We start from the raw sequence: 18,155 nt of genomic DNA, 5'->3' as shown, positions 1-18,155 counted from the left end.
CTGAGGTCTATGTTTGCTCAAAAGGAATTCATCACATAATTAATTGTAATATTTTGTGATTAGATTTCTTTTTTTCTAAAATATAAAACTCCGATTAAAATGAAAAGAATTGCACTACCCCCGACTACTGCCAGCATGGTCCCAAGTGGAACATTGTACGCTCCGAAACCCCCACCTTCGATCGGTGTCATTAGAATCATGGGCTGCGCCCAAGGATAATATGGACCATAGGTGGCCGAATTCACGATCAGAATGTTCGGTACGGTCAACGCAAAGTTCAATGCAAGCGGTGCGGCAAAGCTGCTCCATACCAAGGAAACGAACATTTGGAGAGCCGCGAGCGGCAAACAAGCGAATAGCCCCAGCAACAGCTTACCCGTAAGGAATCCCCAAGGGATGGGATCCGTCATGCCCTGGATCGTACCTGCCAGCAGGATGGACCCCAGCAGCAGCAATTGTGTGCCTGCCAAAAGTAAAATCACGATGGTCAGTTTGCCTGCATATACGCCCGTACGGGTAAGCGGAAGCACCAGCATTTGCTTCCAGCCTCCCCCCGCATGCTCGAAACGACAGACGAAAGACGTAAATACGCCGGTCAGGATGGGCAGCAATAACAAACCGTGTAGAAAGACCATCGTGCCCATAAGCACATTCCATTGACCTGATGGTGTGGATAGCAGCCCGATAAGCAGTGCGATCAACGGACTAAGCAGAATCAGAAGCCATACAGGTGATTTGCCCATTTTGAGTCGCTCAGAGGATAGGATTCGGAGATAAGTCGTTGCAAAACTCATCTTAGGCCACATCCTTCCGGCTAAAGTGCACCATCCCCAGCAGCATGATCAGGAGACCCGAACCTACGCCCAAACCGACAAACACGAATGGTGTTGGGCTGGCCCAAGCCATCTGTGCCCATGCAAGCGGAAAGTACGGTGAGATACTTAGTGCAAACATGCCCATTACTGCGAGGACAATGCCAAGCGTGACGGGAAGAGCCTGATTTTTGTTTACCATTGTAAGCCATAGCTCCAGCGATAACACCGGAAGTGCGCCAGCCAGCGGCAGTAAACCCAGTTTAATTGCATGTATCCAGGGAATCTCACCTGCGTTGAATCCAAGCACCAGTCCCAGACCAATAATTCCCGCTGTTAATAACAAACAGGAGACGATGAGCAGCATACAAGCGAGCAGGAATTTGGCCAGGTACACCGCAGGTCTTGGGATTGGCATCGCCAGCAATTGCTTCCAAGATCCCTGTTCATGTTCAACATTTGCGATCATCGAACTGAGAATCGTCGCCCCCAGCATCAAGGCAAGCGGTACAAAAACAACCACATTATCCAGCAAACTCTCCCACAGATGACCCCCATACTGTTCTTTCAGATAGTCCAAACGAAGCCCGAAATTCAAAGCTTGCATGGCCGTCAGTCCAATGGGGGCCAAGAAAACGAGGAACCAAATACCTTTCCCACGAATTTTGAGCCAGTCGGACGATAACGCACGGCCCGTCATAGCGTTGCCCCCTCACCGATGGCTCGCATGAACAAGTCTTCCAGGGATTGACGGTGCTCTTCCACACGATAGACCGCGTGATCCTGCTCAACCAATCGGCGAACCAGCAATGCAATCGCGCTATTATCCATATACGGGAACGTGAGCGCGGCTCCTTCACGTTGACCGAATTGCCCCTGCTCCCTTGCCAGCTTCATTGCTTCTTCCGGTTCGGATACCGTCAGTCGAATGGAACTGCCCGTCTGGCTATGCAGATTGGCGATTGTATCTTGAAGGACCATCTTCCCCTCACGGATAATGCCAACTCGGCTCGCCATCTGTTCCACTTCACTCAGCAAGTGACTCGACACCAGTACGGTGATGCCATGTTCCAGCGGCATGCGTTTAATGAGCTCCCGAATCTCCTGAATGCCCGCCGGATCAAGTCCGTTTGTCGGTTCGTCCAAAATCAGCAGCTCCGGCTGGCCCAACAGGGCACTTGCAATCCCCAGCCGCTGTTTCATACCAAGCGAGTAACCTTTTACGGAACGCTTGGCATCCCGGGTTAAATCCACGATGGAGAGCACTTCGGCAATCCTCGATTTGGGGACATCCAGTATCCGGCGCAAGGTTTCCAGATTCTCCACCGCGTTCAGATGTCCATAATAAGACGGATATTCCACCAGCGAACCTACACGTCGCAGAATGTCCATGCGATCCTTGCGGATATCTTTGTCGAAAATACGGATGACACCTTTAGTCGGCTTAATTAAGCCAAGGAGCATACGAATGGTTGTTGTTTTACCAGCGCCGTTGGGACCAAGGAAGCCGTAGATATCTCCCTTTTTAATATGCAGATCAAGTTCACGGACCGCCGCACGGTCCCGGTATGTTTTCCATAAGTTAGCGGTTTGAATAATGTTATTACTCACTGTTTAATCACCTCGGATATCATCGTAACCTTCCAAGGTTAAAGCTGAAGTCGGCTGAAGTTTAAGTTTAGTTTAAAAAAGGTTAGGGCCTTGGTTTTCCAACTTCCCCACCACTGTAAAGACACACCTGCAATCCATCACCTGAGCTGTGTACCATCTTCCGCAGTCCCATTTCACGAATCAGCAGATCCACGATGGATAACCCCAGACCTGTTCCCTTGGTATCCGAATCTTCCTGTAGTCCAGGACCCTTATCCCGAATAACAAGAGCCCTCTCCCCTTGGATTTGCTCTGTCGATATACCAATATATTTCCCACTCACGGCATGACGGATGACATTCTGAAACAGGTTATCGAGAACACGACGAAATCCCTGCTCATCGACCTGCCAGAACAACGGCTCTTCCGGGAGATCGATATCAATCTCAAACTGTTCTTTCTCCCATACGGGATACCAGGCCGCTGCCGTTTCCCTGACGATTCGCAGGACGTCCTTCTGTTCCAGCTTCAATGTATATTTTCCGCTGGTGAGCAGATTGTACGATAACATGTTATCAATCAGTCCGCTCAAGTCATCCATCTTGGCTTCCATCCGACGCAATGAAGTATCCGCATCTCTGCTTAGTGGTTCTTTGTGAAGAGAATGCATATGTCCACGAATGACAGTCAGCGGTGTACGCAGATCATGTGACAGTCCCGCAACAAGACGTTTGCGAAGCTGCTCTTCTTCTCGTTCCCGGTGACGGCTGTCTGTCAACTGATGCACCATTTCGTTGAACGATTCCTCCAGCTGCCCAATCTCGTCCGATCTGCGAATGTCCACAGGAAGCGGAATACCTTCCTTGCCCGGAGTAACCATCGCCGTCTGAAGCCGGATGAGCCGCTTGCGAATTCGCGCAAAGAACAGGATCGACATGATGATAAATAACAGGAAGATGATCATCATCAGTCCACCCAAATACAAAAGTTCCATAGGCCAGTTGTTCTGCGGCTTTTGCAAAAGATACCTTGGGACCTCAATCACCATAAAGCCTTGTCCCTTGTCTTCGCGATCTCCCCCTACAAAAGAAACCACCGTTAGCGGATCACGATAGGACGCTTCCTTCATAAATTCCAAGGTAGTGTTGGCATTCCATATCGCAGGAATCTGGGTCTCTGTTCTCTGATGATTCAGCGTCCACTTCAATGTTGTCATCCTTGTTCCATCCACGGTGGATTCCGATACATCAACGTCCTCTCCACCGAGAATAAATGCCGTTTCACCGTTTTGATCCACACGGTACATCGAAGATTTGGGATATTTGCGGTGCAGCTGTTCCATACGCTGATTGATTTTTTCAGAAGTCGCCCCATCCAGCTTCTCCGATTCCCGGGTCCAAAGGTTGGTGATTTTAGTGCTATCTCCGTAAGGTGCAATATTCTCTGTATTTGTATTGTTCACCACCACAACATAGATGATGGATGTAATCGGAAGAACAACCGGGACAAACAAAACCGCTGCCAATATCAAGAGAATATACCGGGACATCAGGGTCCTTCCAAAACGCATTTTCCGTTTGCGTGGAAAGCTACGTTTCACTCCCCTACTCCTATCGGATGGATCACGCATCATCTTTTTTTTGCTCATGGCTTCTTCACACGATACCCGACACCGCGAACGGTTTGTATGATGGTCGGGTTCGCCGGATCACGCTCCAGCTTCTCGCGCAGATGCCGAATATGTACCATTAATGTCTTGTCTCCGTCGAGGTAAGATTCGTTCCAAACGGCTTCGTAGATCTGTTCCTTGGTTCGTATCATACCCATATGCCTAAGCAAGTAGGCAAAGATATGAAATTGTTTGCCCGATAAAATAATTTCTTCCCCCGTCTCCTCATTCACGATCCGGTGGTCCTTCTCGTAGATGGACAAGTGATCCACTTTTACCACGTGATCAGGCGAGATCGCAGTTCCTGCCTTCCGAAGCTGGACTTCAATCCGTGCGGCAAGTTCATCGGGATGGAAAGGCTTGGTTACATAATCGTCGGCAAAATCAAGCCCATGCAGCTTGTCGTCAATGGACGTTCTGGCCGAAAGCATGACAATGGGTACTTCAGGATGTTCCTTTTTGAGTCGCTGTCCTACCGTAAAGCCATCCAGTCCCGGCAGCATGACATCCAGAATAACCAACGAGCAGCTTCCCACAGATTCAGTCGCACCCTCACCACTTCCGAGCCACAGCACCTCATATCCACGCTCCTCCAAGTCGGCCCTGACCCATGTGGCAATTTCGGTATCGTCTTCAATGTATAACAGTTTCGTTTTCATGCGTGTATTCGTTTCCTTTCTGTACCCTTTGGGTTAATTATATATTTGAAACATAATGAAATATCTGGTTTGTATAAAATGGACGAATGATGATCACACAATCATTGATGTCTTTTTATTTTAAATTATACCTTAATCATCCGCTGCGCATAATTCTGCATCGAATGGTGCGACTTGCTCACATCATACATGTGTATACGACGGGAGGAAATTCAACATGCTGCTGGAAGCCATCTATCATCAACCCAAACGGAATTGGGCCTACGCCTACGATAAGGATACCATTCGTCTGCGTCTGCGTGCCAAAAAGAATGATCTCACCGAGGTACACGCCCTGACTGGGGATAAATACGCCTGGAATCGCACCAAAGAGCTGGTTCCTTTAACCAAATATACATCCGATTCCATGTTCGATTATTATGAGGGACAAGTAAAACCTCCGTATCATCGTCTGAAGTACTCCTTCCTGCTGAAAAGTGACACAGAACAGATCTGGATGACCGAAACGGATTTCCAGGCCCATGAACCCAACGATCCTGGTTACATGTTCCAATTTCCATATATCCATCCCGGAGCTGTATTTACACCGCCTGCGTGGGTGAAGGATGCGATTTTCTATCAGATCTTCCCTGAACGATTCGCCAATGGCAACCCGGACCTCGATCCAGAACATGTGGAACCGTGGGGTGGTGAGCCGACCCCGTTTAACTTCTTCGGCGGTGATCTCCAGGGTGTCATCGACCATCTGGATTACCTTGAAGAGTTGGGCATTAACGCCATTTATTTCACACCGATCTTCGAGGCAACGACCAATCATAAATACGATACCGAAGATTATCTGCGAGTAGATCGGCACTTTGGTGATGCAGATACAGTCAAACAGCTTGTCGAACTGTGCCATGCACGCGGAATCCGGGTGCTGCTGGATGCGGTATTCAATCATTCCGGGAAGACGTTTGCACCATTTGTCGATGTACAAAAGAACGGCGAGAAGTCCAAATACAAGGACTGGTTCCATGTGCATGAATTCCCGCTGGATGTGAAGGACGGCATTCCTACGTATGAAACATTCGGGTTCGAAGCCCACATGCCAAAGCTGAACACGGAAAACCCTGAAGTAAAGGCATATCTGCTGGAGGTTGCCGAGTACTGGATTAAAGAAGTAGGGACGGATGGCTGGCGGCTGGATGTTGCGGATGAAGTGGATAATGCATTCTGGCAAGATTTCCGCAGGGTGGTCAAAGCTGCGAACCCGGATGCCTATATCTTGGGTGAGGTATGGAATGAGTCCTCCTCCTGGCTGCAAGGCGATCAGTTCGACGCCTCGATGAATTATCCATTTACGGAAGCCGTGAATAACTTTTTTGTAAAAGATGTCATGCACGCCGAGCAATTCGCGAACTCCATCGGTCGACAGCTGTCCCGCTATCCGCTGCAAGCCAGCGAAGTGGCGTTCAATCTGCTGGACAGCCACGATACACCACGGCTGCTCACCTTATGTGAGGGTGATCAGCGGAAGATGAAACTGGCCGCACTGTTCCAATTCAGTTATATGGGTGCCCCGTGCATCTATTACGGGGACGAGATTGGGCTGGACGGGGATCATGATCCCGGTTGTCGGAAATGTATGGAGTGGGATGAGACGAAGCAGGATCGCGAGCTGTTCTCCTTTTATCAAAAGCTGATTGCACTTCGACATGCCCATCCAGCCCTGCGTGCAGAAGGCAGTATTCGATTCCTGCAGGCCCGTGAAGGCGGAAGCCAGCTTGTGATGGAACGGCAGGATGATGAGGAGCGCATTCTGATCCTGTTCAATCGTTCGGAAGAAACAGCGATCGTCGAGCTGGAGGCGGGTGCCGGGGAATGGACGGAGTTATTTGGCGAGAATTATCGTACAGCCAAGGAAGAGGGAATCCTGGCCGTTGAGCTGCCCGCATACGGGTATGTTGTACTCAGCACAGACGTATAATGATCCCGGATCGTTCGGGACCCACTTCCGAAGACCATACGAGCGTCACAGGGCTGTCTTAATAGCACTTACAAAAGCAAACGATGAGGAGCAATCATATTGATCCACGCAAAAGAGACGAGGTAGAGGTTGAACTGGAGCATATCCGTTCATCCCGCTTTGTCTCTTTTGCGTTTTTCCGTCATTGCTGCCTATTTAGGCAGATTGCAAGCAAGAGATCGAGCGGGTTAACGGATCTAGGGAACCCGAGGTTCCTTGGAAACAAATTAACGAGAAAAAAGGCTGCCCCCGTCATTTTCATGACTTATGGGACACCCCTCCGTTTCCTTGCTATAAAATCCGGTTCATCGTTACCGATTTCGGCGCTACTCTGACTGAGGTTCCGTGTCCGTTGACCCGGATTGCTCCTCCCGCTCCAGCTCAGGCTCTGCACGCTTTGCCTTCGGTTTAGCAAGCTTCTCCATCATTTTCCGTCCTGTCGGTGTTTGGGCAAGTCCGCCTTGGGCCGTTTCACGGTGCCTGCTCGGCATCGCACTACCCACTTCCAGCATGACGTCAATGACTTCGTCAGACGGAATGGCACTTCGTACCCCGGCCAGCGCCATATCCGCCGCAGCGAGCGCGGTAACGGCACCCAGTCCGTTACGGACGATGCACGGAATTTCCACGAGGCCTGCTACAGGATCGCAGATAAGGCCCAGTGTATTTTTTAACGCGAGGCCAACTGCATGGACTACTTGCTCCGGCGTCCCTCCACGCAGCTCCACCATGGCCCCAGCTGCCATACCGATGGCAGAACCCACTTCAGCCTGGCAGCCACCCTCGGCACCAGAGATAAATGAATTGTTGGCAATAACATAACCAATCGCACCCGCACAGAACAGACCGTTCACCAGATGCTCGTCACTCCAGCCGAAACGCTCCTGGGAGCTGATAAACACACCTGGAATGATGCCGCAAGAACCGGCTGTCGGTGTCGCAACGATCCGGCCCATGGAGGCATTCACTTCCGATACACAAAGGGCATACGCCATGGCTAGTGCAGAGGCATCTCCAGAACAAGTCTCGCCTTTGCGAATGTACTCAGCCATTTTTTTGCCGTCCCCGCCAGTCAAGCCGCTGCGTGATGTCGTATCTTCTGTCAACCCTTTGTGTACAGCTTCTTTCATCACCTGATAGTAGTCCGACATCTGACGCACAACATCCGCTTCCGGGGTATTCGTCTCCTGAACCTGCTCTTCGATCATCAGCTCGGCAATGGTTTTGGACTCTGCTGTACAGATGGTATTCAGTTCATGTAGATGTTTAAACCGCATCCGGCTCGACCCCTCTCTTCAAATCAATCACACGAATGTCCAGCATATGATCCAGCGACCGCAGACGTTTCAACGTCTCTGGATTCGGCACACCATCCATCTCCATCGCTGTCAGCGCTTCACCATCTCGGGCTTTCCGATCCACTTGCATGTACCCGATGTTCACCCCGGACGAACTGATTGTGGAGGTTACGGAAGCGAGCACCCCTGCTTTGTCCGAATGTCGCAGTACAAGTGTGGGGAACTCTCCGCTGATCTGTACACGGAAATCATTCAATGCATGCACAGATACACTACCACCACCAATGGAAGCACCAATTAGTGAACATTGACGGCCTCCGTGCCACAGCTCAATCTTCACCGTGTTGGGATGAGGGGCAGGCAAGCCGCTTGTGAAAAACTCTACCTCCATACCCGCTTCCTCTGCATATTGTTCTGCATCCGGTATACGTGGATCATCAGTCACATAATCAAGCAAGCCACCGATCAACGCAAGATCCGTACCATGCCCCTGATACGTATCAGCAAACGAGCCGTACAGCGTTAAACGGGCGCGTTCAGGCGTACATCCCAGCCACTGACGGGCAATTCGCCCCAATCTTGCCGCTCCAGCCGTATGTGAACTTGATGGACCTGTCATGGACGGACCAATAATTGAAAAAACGTCTTTAAAACGCATCGTAAACCCTCCATTTATAATCGTCATTTTCATCCAGACGTACACCCATAATGTTCCTTTATTACTGAATGATGACATAAGAAAAGGACAGAAGAAGGCCCTAGGCCCTCTCTCTGTCCTCGATACCTGAGAGTTTCATGATCAGAAGCGCGGCGAATCGATGCATTCCTGTATTCACAGGTGATGTCACCCTGCACACCGTGCGGCTTGACCATATACCCCTTGGGTGGCGCAGTTCGCGCACTCTCCAGAGTTGCGTCCAACGATGGTACTTTTACCTGAGAGATTAACCGCTGCGCCGGGTGCGCAGCAGCTTGCTCCTTCGGTGCCCGACAGCTGCCATTGTACTCGACATGCCCAGGTCTCTCCCGCTCGCTATCATTCGCTGTATGGAACCATCCTGATCTTGTACCAGAACGATAATTGAAGTTTTGAATACTTTCTCATTAAGATTAATCGACCGGAAGATCAGTGTCAACAAACTTAACGATTTCGTTGTGAATATTTGCCTAATTCCATTTAATCACAAGGAAAATAAATAAATTGTAAACTTTTATCACATGAAAGTGTTAATGTGTTCCATTAAGAAAGCGCATACATTTTTTTTGTTTTTCTATTAGCTATCTCTGCCTTTTATATGCGCTTAATATGATCTATGTCATTTTCCACCGAATCGTTCGGGTATTTTGGCAACCATTATACTGGAAAGTACCTCATCTCCGCCTGTCACCCACAATCCCAACGCCGCAAACACCATAACGCCAGATACAACCGTATATACCATGCGAAGCGACAACTGCTCTGCCACTACCCCTGCAATCAAAATCGAAATCACTAATTATAACTCATAGAAGATACTCTCATTCTGTAGATATGGTTTGCAAAATTTGCTGCATATAAGAGGCATTCGCTCTCTCATCCATTCGTACCTGGATTCATTCTCCATCTGAAATGCGAAATAGCCAAACGTAAAGATTAGCATGAATCCTTCCATTAACCGAATATCACGCTTCGTCAGTGGTCCTGTATGCTCCGTATAACCCGATAGGAAGACATCCCGTTCCTCCCGATTGAAAATAAGAGCTGCACCTCCGGCATCAAACAGATAGTAGCCATAACCGTATAAACAAAAATCAATCATGGATATGCCCTGATCCGTCACTAGCAGATTGCCGCGGGTAATATCTCCGTGTATTACCCCCCATGTCTCGGCAGTGCGAGGGTACGTTTCCAGTTGCCCGTTAATGTTCTTAAACGTTTCACGGATCAGATCGAAATCTTCAGGAGTAAAGATGCCACGTCGAACGCCTTCCTCCAATTGCTCCAGCATGACAAGATTCTCTTTGATCGAGCCGTAGGCTGGTCGTACTCCTTCTTGTGCCTGCGGTTTGGGGGGTCCCTCAGGTCGTCGTCCATATTGGTGCAATATCTGTAACTGCACGCCCGAATCATGAATCTCTGCTGTTGTCAGACGTTCTCCTTGCTTGATATCTCTGCCCTCAATCCACTCCAGAACGGTACAACAAATCTCTTCCCCGGTCTCGTCCAACAAGACGGAGACCCACTCTTCCGATGTATTGCGTACTGGTGTCTGCACCCGCAATGGACTGGTAGCTCGTAATTCATGAAGTAAATTCATCTCTGCTTCAAGTGCAGGTCGTGTATGCTGGATGCCAGTCATGCTTGCAAAAGCAGCTTTATGTATACGCAACAGGTACTTCTGTCCGGTTGATTCATCAACCACCTGATACGTTAGGTTTTCATTATGTCGGATAAAGGAAACCGAAGGCTTTACTATGGAATAATGCGAGATAATTTCAGTTGCCATAGTGTCATGCGATATCTTATGCGTAGTTATGATCCACATCTCCTTCTCTTGTCCAATGAAAGATGGCAGTGTTTAAGAATATCGTAGCATGATTATTTAAATTATGGCAAACTATCCCACCGTTGGTGATATAAAAAAGCATAACCCCCGAACAACCTCGCCCGGATGTTATGCTTCCTTCTAACTCTTTAAAATTAACCGAAACGTCCCATAATATATTCCTGAGTCAGACGGTTGTCCGGGTTGGTGAAAATATGCTCCGTATCCCCATGCTCAACCATGCTTCCCAGATAAAAATAAGCCGTATAATCCGAGATGCGTGCCGCTTGCTGCATATTATGAGTAACAATCACGATCCGCAGCTCCTTTTTGAGCTCCGAGATCAACTCCTCCACCTTACCCGTTGATACCGGGTCAAGCGCAGATGCCGGCTCATCGAGCAGCAGAATCTGCGGATCAACCGACAGGGCGCGGGCGATACATAGCCGCTGCTGTTGTCCACCCGAAAGAGCCAGGGCAGACTCATTAAGTCTGTCCTTCACTTCGTCCCAGAGCGCAGCGCGACGCAAGCTTTTTTCCACAATTTCATCCAGTGCCTTCTTGCTCTTGATACCGCGGTAGCGGGGGCCAAACGCGATATTATTGTAAATCGACTTGTGGAAAGGATTTGGCTTCTGCCATACCATGCCAATCTTCTGGCGAAGCTTGATTACGTCTGTGCCCGGCTCATTCAGGTCATTGCCGTCCATCCAGATATGTCCCTCCGTGCGGGAACCGGCAATCTCGTCGTTCATCCGGTTAAGCGACCGCAGGAACGTGGATTTACCACAGCCGGATGGTCCAATGAGTGCCGTTACACTGGCTTCGGGAAACGTCAGGCTGATCTGTTTAACGGCCTGAAAATGCCCATAATATATGCTTAACTGTTCCGTACCAAAAGGTATGGCCATGTTGGTTCCTCCTTATTTCGAAGCTGTCATGCGGCGGTAAACCACCCGACCGATCCAGCGTGCACTCAGATTGAACGCCAGTACGAGAATTACAAGCACGGCTGAAGCACCAGCTGCTACTTCTTTGGAATCCGGGCCAATGCCTTCGCTGTTTACTTTCCAGATGTGCACGGCCAGGGTCTCTGCCGGACGCAATGGATTGATCGGCGATCTTGGACTCGTTGGATTCCAGTCCGTGAAGTCCAGCGGTGGACTACTCATACCCGCCGTGAACATCAGGGCTGCTGCTTCACCGAAGATCCGGCCCGATGCCAGGATCGTACCCGTGATTAAGCTTGGCAATGCCACAGGCAGCAGAATGGAGGTGATAATTTTCCATTTGGACAATCCCAGTGCAAGACCTGCTTCCTTCTGCTCTTTCGGAACGGCCCGGAACGCTTGCTCCGTTGTCCGCACCATCAGCGGAAGATTGAATATGGCTAAGGCCATCGCACCCGATAACAGGGAGAACCCGAGGCCAAATGTATTAACAATTAACAAAAGTCCGAACAAACCAATAACGATAGACGGGAACGAGGATAACACCTCAACAACCAGTCGAATAAAACTTGTAATTCGGCCTGGCTTGGCGTACTCGGCCATATAAATACCGCCGCCCCATCCAAGCGGAATAGTAATGATCAAGGTCAGAACAAGCAGGAAGATCGAGTTGAATAATTGCGGGCCAATCCCGCCTCCACCTTTGAGCAGCTGTGGTGCACTGGTCAGGAAGTGCCAGTTAATCTGGCCAATCCCGCGTACCAGAATGAAGCCAAGCAAACCGAGCAAGAGAACAACAATGAACAGGGCGAGAACAACGATAATGGATGTGGCAACTTTATCTACCGTTTTAGCCTTCATTTTCATGCCCGGTTCCTCCTTTCAAGCAGGCGAACCAGAATGACGAAGACAAAGGTCATCACCAGCAGGACAAGCGCCATACTCCACAGTGCATTATTATGAACAGATCCCATGGTAGTGTTACCCATACTCAGGGTGATTACACTCGTTAATGTTGAAGCCGATTCGAGCAGGGATGTCGGTACATGCGGTGCATTACCGATAACCATCTGTACGGCAAGAGCTTCACCAAATGCACGAGCCATACCAAGTACAATCCCTGTCAGCAAAGCTGGAAGAACCGTCGGGATAATGACACGATAGATCGTTTGCCAGCGAGTTGCCCCCAATGCGTAGGACGATTCACGCAGACCTTTGGGCAGCGCAGACAGTGCATCTGCCATAATACTTGTTACGGTAGGCAAAATCATAACAGACAGAACCAAACATCCGGCTGCAATCCCGACGCCGGCTCCGCCAAACATGCTGCGCAATAAAGGAACGATCACACTGAGACCGATAAACCCGTATACAACGGAAGGAATACCGGACAGCAGCTCAATCGCAGGTTGCAATATCTTTTTACCTTTACCTGGTACAATCTCGGTCATGAAGAGTGCTGCACACAAGCTAAGCGGACTTGCAATCAGAGCTGCAAGCAATGTTGTTATGAATGAACCAGTAATGAACGGCAACGCTCCGTAGGCAGCGGGTTCCCCCGTTGGGTTCCACGTTTTTCCGGATAAAAATTCGCGTAAACTTACGCCATTCTGGAAAAAGGTCGACAATCCTTTGGACGCTACAAAATAAACGATGGAAAACATGACAACGATCAGGAAAACGACACAAATCGACGTATAGATCCGTCCCGTCCACTCTTCCCAATAATGCTTCTCTCTTAAGGGCCGGCGCGGTTTCAACTTGTTGTTCATTACCGTTCCCCCTTCGGTCTGTTCCATAACAACCATCCTTCTATAGTAGAATTCATGCAAAATATGGGATTAATCCAGAGCAAACCGCGCAAAGAGGCAGGACCTGGGTCCGCCTCTCTCGCTGTATGCGCAAGTTCAAAGATTATTGAGTCACAGTGCCTGCTGCGTCACGTTTTACTTTCATGCCGGATACCGGGATGTAACCAAGCTCCGTCACGTCGTTTTGTTGAATTTCGTCACTTAGGATGTAGTCGAGGAATGCTTTTGTTGCTGCATCCGGGTCACCTTTGGTGTACATGTGCTCGTAAGCCCATACCGGATAAGTTCCTGCTTCCACGTTCTCAACCGTTGCTTCTACACCTTCGTATTTCAAAACTTGCAGGCTGTCATCCAGGTAGGACAGAGCCAGGTAACCAATTGCGCCCGGCGTTTCAGCTACGAGTTTCTTAACTGTACCGGAGGAATCTTCCTGAATCGAACCTTGAATATCTTCTACTTTTGTTCCCAGTGCAAAGTTCTCAAATGTTGCACGAGTACCGGAGCTGCTAGGACGGTTTACGATAACGATCGCTTGATCCGCTCCGCCAACATCTTTCCAGTTTGTGATTTTACCAGAGAAGATATCGATCAGTTGCTGCTTCGTCAAATCTTGTACACCTGCATCTTTGTTGCTTACTGGTGCGATGGCTACAACTGCTACTTGGTGATCTTTCAGTTCGCTTACTTTTGCTGCGTCATCGATTTTCTCTTCTGCGAATACGTCAGAGTTACCGATTGTAGCTTGTCCGTCAGATACTTGTGTCAAACCAGTACCACTACCGCCGCCTTGCACTTGTACCGTTACGTTCTTATATTCATCAACTGCCATAAATTTTTGTCCAGCTTGCTCTACCAGAGGTTGCAGTGCTGTTGATCCAACAGCCAGAATGTTTCCGCTAAGTTCAGTAGCAGTTTCTCCTGATCCATTGCTTGTGGCACCCTCTGTACCAGCGTCATTTTTCGATCCACATGCTGCGAGTACCAGTACGAACGTTAAGGTCATCAAAATGAACGGCAACTTTTTAAACATGTTTTGTTTTCCTCCCCCAATTTAGTGACGGTGATTTGCTTTTATTTTTGTTCACCATCAACTCTTTATTTATTGTAGTTTCGTTATGTCATCTCAAAATCAATGTTTTGTAAACGCAATGTTAAAAATGTGGGCTGGGGATAAAAAATGGGGAAGCTACTTTTGTGCGCTGGTTGGCCGCTTCGGGAACGGACGTTGTTTCAATCGCTGTTATCCCCGGATATATTTGATTCTATGTTTTAAGAGGAACATATCCGGGGATAAAGGCGAACGCTTCGCTTCTCCACAATCGTTCCGTTCCCTCCGCTAGATTCAGCGCTAAGAGATTCGTTCCCAAAAATGAATCCCCAGCCGGGGAGGGGGCAGGAAAAGGCTACTCCGTGCAAGGCATTCCGGTTACGGATCGTTCTTCTGATCGCTGTTGTCTCCAAATTTCTTATGAATTTATTTTCTAAATGTTAAAATCCGGAGACAAAGGCGACCGCTTCGCTTCTACAGAATCGATTCCGCCCCCTTCCCTCCTTTACTGCGCTGTGTCAGCGCTAAGAGGTTCCCAAGCATTTCAGTCCTCAGCCTGGAAGAAAGCAAAAAAGAGGATGTCCCATAAGTCATGAATATGACGGGGGCATCCTCTTTTAGTGTTATTTTGTTTTAATGAACCTGACACACGCTATTCGCTCCCATTTGCCCAGATCTGAGATCTAACGAATTACAGAGACGTTATTTCGTCGATTCACTTGATTTTTTAGGTTTTGAAGCCCTTTTATGACGAAAAAGCGTTACTGAGGTTCGTTAAATCTTGCAACCGTTGATGATCTGCCTTTTAAGGTGCGGTAGGTTCGTTAGCGCTTGGAGCGAGGCGGAATTCCTTTTGAGACAGCCCCTTGTGCAAATACTTAATGTAGATATTGAATCAATCTGATATATAGAACAAACAAAAAACTGCCTCACAGCCAGTGCATGGCACCAGCTGGTTAGAGAAGTTATGCAGATTTCATAGTGGTTACGGCTTTCTTTTCTGAGGGCTCGCTTGTATTACTCTGTGGTTGATATATAGGTTTCTTTAACAATCCAATCATACAAGCTGTAACGATGGAACCTACTAAAATACAGACAATATACAGTAATGGATTACTTGCCGCAATTGGAATAACAAAGATCCCACCGTGAGGAGCCTGTAACGAAATACCTAGAGCCATGCACATTCCTCCACCAATCGCTGCACCTACAATATTGGATGGAATAACTCGCAATGGATCATTTGCGGCAAACGGAATCGCGGCTTCTGTAATAAATGATGCACCCATAACATAAGCTGCTTTGCCTGCATTACGTTCTTCGATTGAAAATTTATTTTTGAATAATGTTGTGGCTAATGCAATCCCCAGTGGTGGAACCATACCTCCAACCATCAGAGCAGCAGAAGGTTCAAAGATTTGATTGGCGAACATCGCCAGTCCAAATGCAGACGCTGTTTTGTTAATCGGCCCTCCCATATCAGATGCCATCATTCCTGCCAGAAGAGCTCCTAATAAAATAGCATTCGAGCCTGTTAAGCCATTTAACCAACCTTGTAACGACTCATTGATCCAAGCCATCGGACTGTTGATGACAAAGTACATAATCAAGGCGGTTATAAATGAACCTACTAATGGCAAGATCAGCACAGGTGACAGGCTTTGCAGTGAGTCGGGTATGCCTTTGACTAATTTTTTCAGAGCTAGGATCGTATAACCGGCGATAAATCCAGCTAGCATACCTCCCAAAAATCCTGAACCTCCAATAGTTGCCAGCATCCCACCAATCATACCAGGAGCCAAACCTGGACGGTCAGCAATACTATACGCAATATACCCTGCTAATACAGGAACCATCAATGCAAAAGCAGCACTACCCCCTGCTGTACTTAAAAAAGCGGCGAAAGCATTATAGTCTGGGCTAGTTGGATCAGCCGCATGAATACCAAACATAAACGAAAGCGCAATCAATATACCGCCTGCGACAACAAAGGGAATCATAAATGATACACCATTCATAATATGGCTGTATATTTTAGGCTGCTTTAAGCGTGTTTTTTCTTTTGCTTCTTTAAGATTACTATTGCCTTGATTCAAAACGACACCTTTTCCAGCAATCGCATCTTCAATTAACTCTTGTGCATGATGAACTCCATTTTTGACAGATGTTTTGATCACTGGACGATCGCCAAAAACATCCATATCGACTTTGACATCTGCCGCTACAATAATCCCATCAGCTTCAGCAATATCTTCAGGAGTCAATTGATTTCCAACACCTGTTGATCCATTGGTTTGCACTTTAATGTGTACACCGAGTTCCTCGGCCGCATTTTTTAATGCTTCCGCTGCCATAAACGTATGAGCGATTCCTGTAGGACAGCCTGTTACTCCAACCACTTTTTTGCCAGCATACTTTTTGGGACGATGAAGCGCCTGCGCATCTTGCTCTTCTGCCTGTTCAAATAAGCGGACAATCTCTTCTTGATCTCGAGCAAGAATAAGCTTCGCTCTAAATAGTTCATCCATCAAAAAGGTCGAAATTTTGGATAATGTCCGCAAATGCTCTGATGAAGAGTCTTGATCCACTGCAATCATAAAAAATAAATTACATGATTCGATACTATATTCTATACCGCTTAATGATCTGCCCATAATAATGGCAGGTGACTGTACTCCAGTAGACTTGGCATGCGGAATGGCTATTCCGAACCCCACTTCTGTAGGAACCTGTTCTTCACGTGCCCAGATATCCTTTTTAAATTGCTCGATATCGCTTAAATATCCGTTATCGTTTAACTTTTGCGACAATTCATCTATTAATTCGGCTTTGGTTGTAGCGGTGACATCTAATATGATATTTTCTGGTTTTAAGACATTAGAAATCTTCATGATGGATCTCTCCTCTTAAATTTCTCCCAGTTTATAAAGGGATGCTTTACCTGTAGAACCGAACAAATCCATTTTTTTCTTCACCAGTTCTGTTGCCGCTTTGGTCGCTTCGGGCATCAATTGATCTGGTTCATATGCATTCGGATTCGCATCGAGTGTCGCTCTTAATTGGTTGTAGAATGCTCGCTTCATATCGGTTGATAAATTGATCTTCGCTATCCCATGCTTCACTGCTTCTCTAATCTCTTCATCTGGATTATCTGATCCACCATGTAGCACTAACGGAATTTTTACCTTTTCATGAATTTGTTTCAAACGGTCGATCTTGATCGAATGATCTTTGGATTGAGGATAAATACCATGTGAAGTACCTACAGCGACAGCAAGTGTATCGATACCTGTTTGTTCTACAAAAATCGCGGCTTCTTCTGGATTCGTATACAAAATCTCGTCGGCTCCACCTTCTGAACTACCTTCATTACTCCCGATCGTACCAAGTTCCCCTTCTACAGATACATTGACCAGATGAGCCAGTTCAACCGCTTCTTTGGTAGCCGCAATATTTTCCTCAAAAGGTAAGTGCGATGCATCCATCATGACCGAGGTATAGCCGTTACGAATCGAGCGCGTAATATCTTTGATACTGGCTCCATGATCCAGATGAATGACAAAAGGAACTTTAGACTTGGATGCCGCTTCGCGTACATAAGCTACAAATCCGTCAGTAACTAGATCGATTTCATTCGGGTGAATTTGCATAATCGCTGGAGAATTTTGCTCTTCTGCTGCATTGATCACTACTTTCACAAATTCACTATTTGCCACATTAAATGATCCGACTGCAAATTTATTCTCATACGCTACTTTAAGTAAATCTTTCATATTGATTAACAT

The 18,155-nt window shown here is 47.7% G+C and carries 16 protein-coding genes and 1 riboswitch; of the genes, 1 reads left to right on the top strand and 15 read right to left on the bottom strand.

All coding sequences use genetic code 11. The features are described 5' to 3' along the window. Window positions 1–59: 59 nt before the first annotated feature. From MHB49_RS02805 to MHB49_RS02785, 5 genes are all read right to left on the bottom strand, one after another. Window positions 60–794: an ABC transporter permease gene (locus MHB49_RS02805; protein WP_405154941.1), complete on the bottom strand. Its 735-nt coding sequence runs from the start codon at window positions 792–794 to the stop codon at window positions 60–62. Between the two features lies 1 nt (window position 795). After that, complete coding sequence (locus MHB49_RS02800; protein ID WP_405154940.1) at window positions 796–1,512, bottom strand: ABC transporter permease; 717 nt, start codon at window positions 1,510–1,512, stop codon at window positions 796–798. After that, entirely contained in the window at window positions 1,509–2,423 is a 915-nt protein-coding gene (locus MHB49_RS02795; protein ID WP_405154939.1) for an ABC transporter ATP-binding protein, read from the bottom strand. Before MHB49_RS02795 ends, MHB49_RS02800 begins: the two co-directional genes overlap by 4 nt. Before the next feature lie 82 nt (window positions 2,424–2,505). Next, window positions 2,506–3,951 (bottom strand): histidine kinase dimerization/phospho-acceptor domain-containing protein, encoded by a 1,446-nt coding sequence (locus MHB49_RS02790; protein ID WP_405154938.1) that lies wholly within the window; start codon window positions 3,949–3,951, stop codon window positions 2,506–2,508. Window positions 3,952–4,046: 95 nt separating this feature from the next. Continuing rightward, window positions 4,047–4,730 carry a response regulator transcription factor gene (locus MHB49_RS02785; RefSeq protein ID WP_405154937.1) on the bottom strand — a complete coding sequence of 228 codons (684 nt, stop codon included), beginning with the start codon at window positions 4,728–4,730 and terminating at the stop codon, window positions 4,047–4,049. Window positions 4,731–4,947: 217 nt separating this feature from the next. On the opposite strand from MHB49_RS02785, the gene MHB49_RS02780 reads away from it, so the two are divergent. Further along, window positions 4,948–6,699 carry an alpha-glycosidase gene (locus MHB49_RS02780; RefSeq protein WP_405154936.1) on the top strand — a complete coding sequence of 584 codons (1,752 nt, stop codon included), beginning with the start codon at window positions 4,948–4,950 and terminating at the stop codon, window positions 6,697–6,699. Between the two features lie 365 nt (window positions 6,700–7,064). Here MHB49_RS02780 and sdaAA read toward each other — a convergent pair whose 3' ends face one another. From sdaAA to MHB49_RS02730, 10 genes are all read right to left on the bottom strand, one after another. Next, the gene (sdaAA, locus tag MHB49_RS02775) at window positions 7,065–8,015 is read right to left on the bottom strand and encodes an L-serine ammonia-lyase, iron-sulfur-dependent, subunit alpha (RefSeq protein WP_405154935.1); all 951 of its coding nucleotides are present in this window, start codon (window positions 8,013–8,015) and stop codon (window positions 7,065–7,067) included. Further along, window positions 8,005–8,694, bottom strand: coding sequence for an L-serine ammonia-lyase, iron-sulfur-dependent subunit beta (sdaAB, locus tag MHB49_RS02770; RefSeq protein ID WP_405154934.1), 690 nt, complete (start codon window positions 8,692–8,694; stop codon window positions 8,005–8,007). The genes sdaAA and sdaAB overlap by 11 nt, the downstream gene beginning before the upstream one ends. Before the next feature lie 257 nt (window positions 8,695–8,951). After that, window positions 8,952–9,075: riboswitch (glycine riboswitch) on the bottom strand. A gap of 277 nt (window positions 9,076–9,352) precedes the next feature. Beyond that, on the bottom strand, window positions 9,353–9,529 hold the full coding sequence (locus tag MHB49_RS02765; protein WP_247900466.1) for a hypothetical protein: 177 nt from the start codon (window positions 9,527–9,529) through the stop codon (window positions 9,353–9,355). A 3-nt stretch (window positions 9,530–9,532) separates the two neighbouring features. After that, window positions 9,533–10,522 carry a phosphotransferase enzyme family protein gene (locus MHB49_RS02760; protein WP_405154933.1) on the bottom strand — a complete coding sequence of 330 codons (990 nt, stop codon included), beginning with the start codon at window positions 10,520–10,522 and terminating at the stop codon, window positions 9,533–9,535. Window positions 10,523–10,716: 194 nt separating this feature from the next. Then, window positions 10,717–11,472: a phosphate ABC transporter ATP-binding protein PstB gene (gene pstB, locus MHB49_RS02755; protein ID WP_247900464.1), complete on the bottom strand. Its 756-nt coding sequence runs from the start codon at window positions 11,470–11,472 to the stop codon at window positions 10,717–10,719. Between the two features lie 12 nt (window positions 11,473–11,484). Then, a complete protein-coding gene (gene pstA / locus MHB49_RS02750) occupies window positions 11,485–12,372 on the bottom strand; it encodes a phosphate ABC transporter permease PstA (RefSeq protein WP_247903000.1) in 888 nt (295 codons plus the stop codon). Between the two features lie 2 nt (window positions 12,373–12,374). Further along, complete coding sequence (gene pstC / locus MHB49_RS02745; RefSeq protein ID WP_405154932.1) at window positions 12,375–13,283, bottom strand: phosphate ABC transporter permease subunit PstC; 909 nt, start codon at window positions 13,281–13,283, stop codon at window positions 12,375–12,377. 142 nt (window positions 13,284–13,425) lie between these two features. Beyond that, complete coding sequence (locus MHB49_RS02740) at window positions 13,426–14,352, bottom strand: phosphate ABC transporter substrate-binding protein (RefSeq protein ID WP_405154931.1); 927 nt, start codon at window positions 14,350–14,352, stop codon at window positions 13,426–13,428. 983 nt (window positions 14,353–15,335) lie between these two features. After that, entirely contained in the window at window positions 15,336–17,261 is a 1,926-nt protein-coding gene (locus MHB49_RS02735) for a fructose-specific PTS transporter subunit EIIC (RefSeq protein ID WP_405154930.1), read from the bottom strand. 15 nt (window positions 17,262–17,276) lie between these two features. Continuing rightward, the gene (locus tag MHB49_RS02730; protein WP_247900461.1) at window positions 17,277–18,155 is read right to left on the bottom strand and encodes a ketose-bisphosphate aldolase; all 879 of its coding nucleotides are present in this window, start codon (window positions 18,153–18,155) and stop codon (window positions 17,277–17,279) included.

It is taken from the genome of Paenibacillus sp. FSL K6-0108, from assembly GCF_045040695.1.
GTDB lineage: Bacteria > Bacillota > Bacilli > Paenibacillales > Paenibacillaceae > Paenibacillus > Paenibacillus pabuli_B.
Note: the sequence above shows the minus strand (reverse complement) of the source record. Positions and strands in the feature narration are given on the sequence as shown.

Coding starts and splice junctions, on each gene's coding strand:
- sdaAB (WP_405154934.1), bottom strand. CDS start 8,694: ATGCGTTTTAAAGACGTTTTTTCAATTATTGGTCCGTCCATGACAGGT.
- sdaAA (WP_405154935.1), bottom strand. CDS start 8,015: ATGCGGTTTAAACATCTACATGAACTGAATACCATCTGTACAGCAGAG.
- MHB49_RS02760 (WP_405154933.1), bottom strand. CDS start 10,522: ATGGCAACTGAAATTATCTCGCATTATTCCATAGTAAAGCCTTCGGTT.
- MHB49_RS02785 (WP_405154937.1), bottom strand. CDS start 4,730: ATGAAAACGAAACTGTTATACATTGAAGACGATACCGAAATTGCCACA.
- pstC (WP_405154932.1), bottom strand. CDS start 13,283: ATGAACAACAAGTTGAAACCGCGCCGGCCCTTAAGAGAGAAGCATTAT.
- MHB49_RS02805 (WP_405154941.1), bottom strand. CDS start 794: ATGAGTTTTGCAACGACTTATCTCCGAATCCTATCCTCTGAGCGACTC.
- MHB49_RS02790 (WP_405154938.1), bottom strand. CDS start 3,951: ATGTCCCGGTATATTCTCTTGATATTGGCAGCGGTTTTGTTTGTCCCG.
- MHB49_RS02740 (WP_405154931.1), bottom strand. CDS start 14,352: ATGTTTAAAAAGTTGCCGTTCATTTTGATGACCTTAACGTTCGTACTG.
- pstA (WP_247903000.1), bottom strand. CDS start 12,372: ATGAAGGCTAAAACGGTAGATAAAGTTGCCACATCCATTATCGTTGTT.
- MHB49_RS02780 (WP_405154936.1), top strand. CDS start 4,948: ATGCTGCTGGAAGCCATCTATCATCAACCCAAACGGAATTGGGCCTAC.
- MHB49_RS02800 (WP_405154940.1), bottom strand. CDS start 1,512: ATGACGGGCCGTGCGTTATCGTCCGACTGGCTCAAAATTCGTGGGAAA.
- MHB49_RS02735 (WP_405154930.1), bottom strand. CDS start 17,261: ATGAAGATTTCTAATGTCTTAAAACCAGAAAATATCATATTAGATGTC.
- MHB49_RS02730 (WP_247900461.1), bottom strand. CDS start 18,155: ATGTTAATCAATATGAAAGATTTACTTAAAGTAGCGTATGAGAATAAA.
- pstB (WP_247900464.1), bottom strand. CDS start 11,472: ATGGCCATACCTTTTGGTACGGAACAGTTAAGCATATATTATGGGCAT.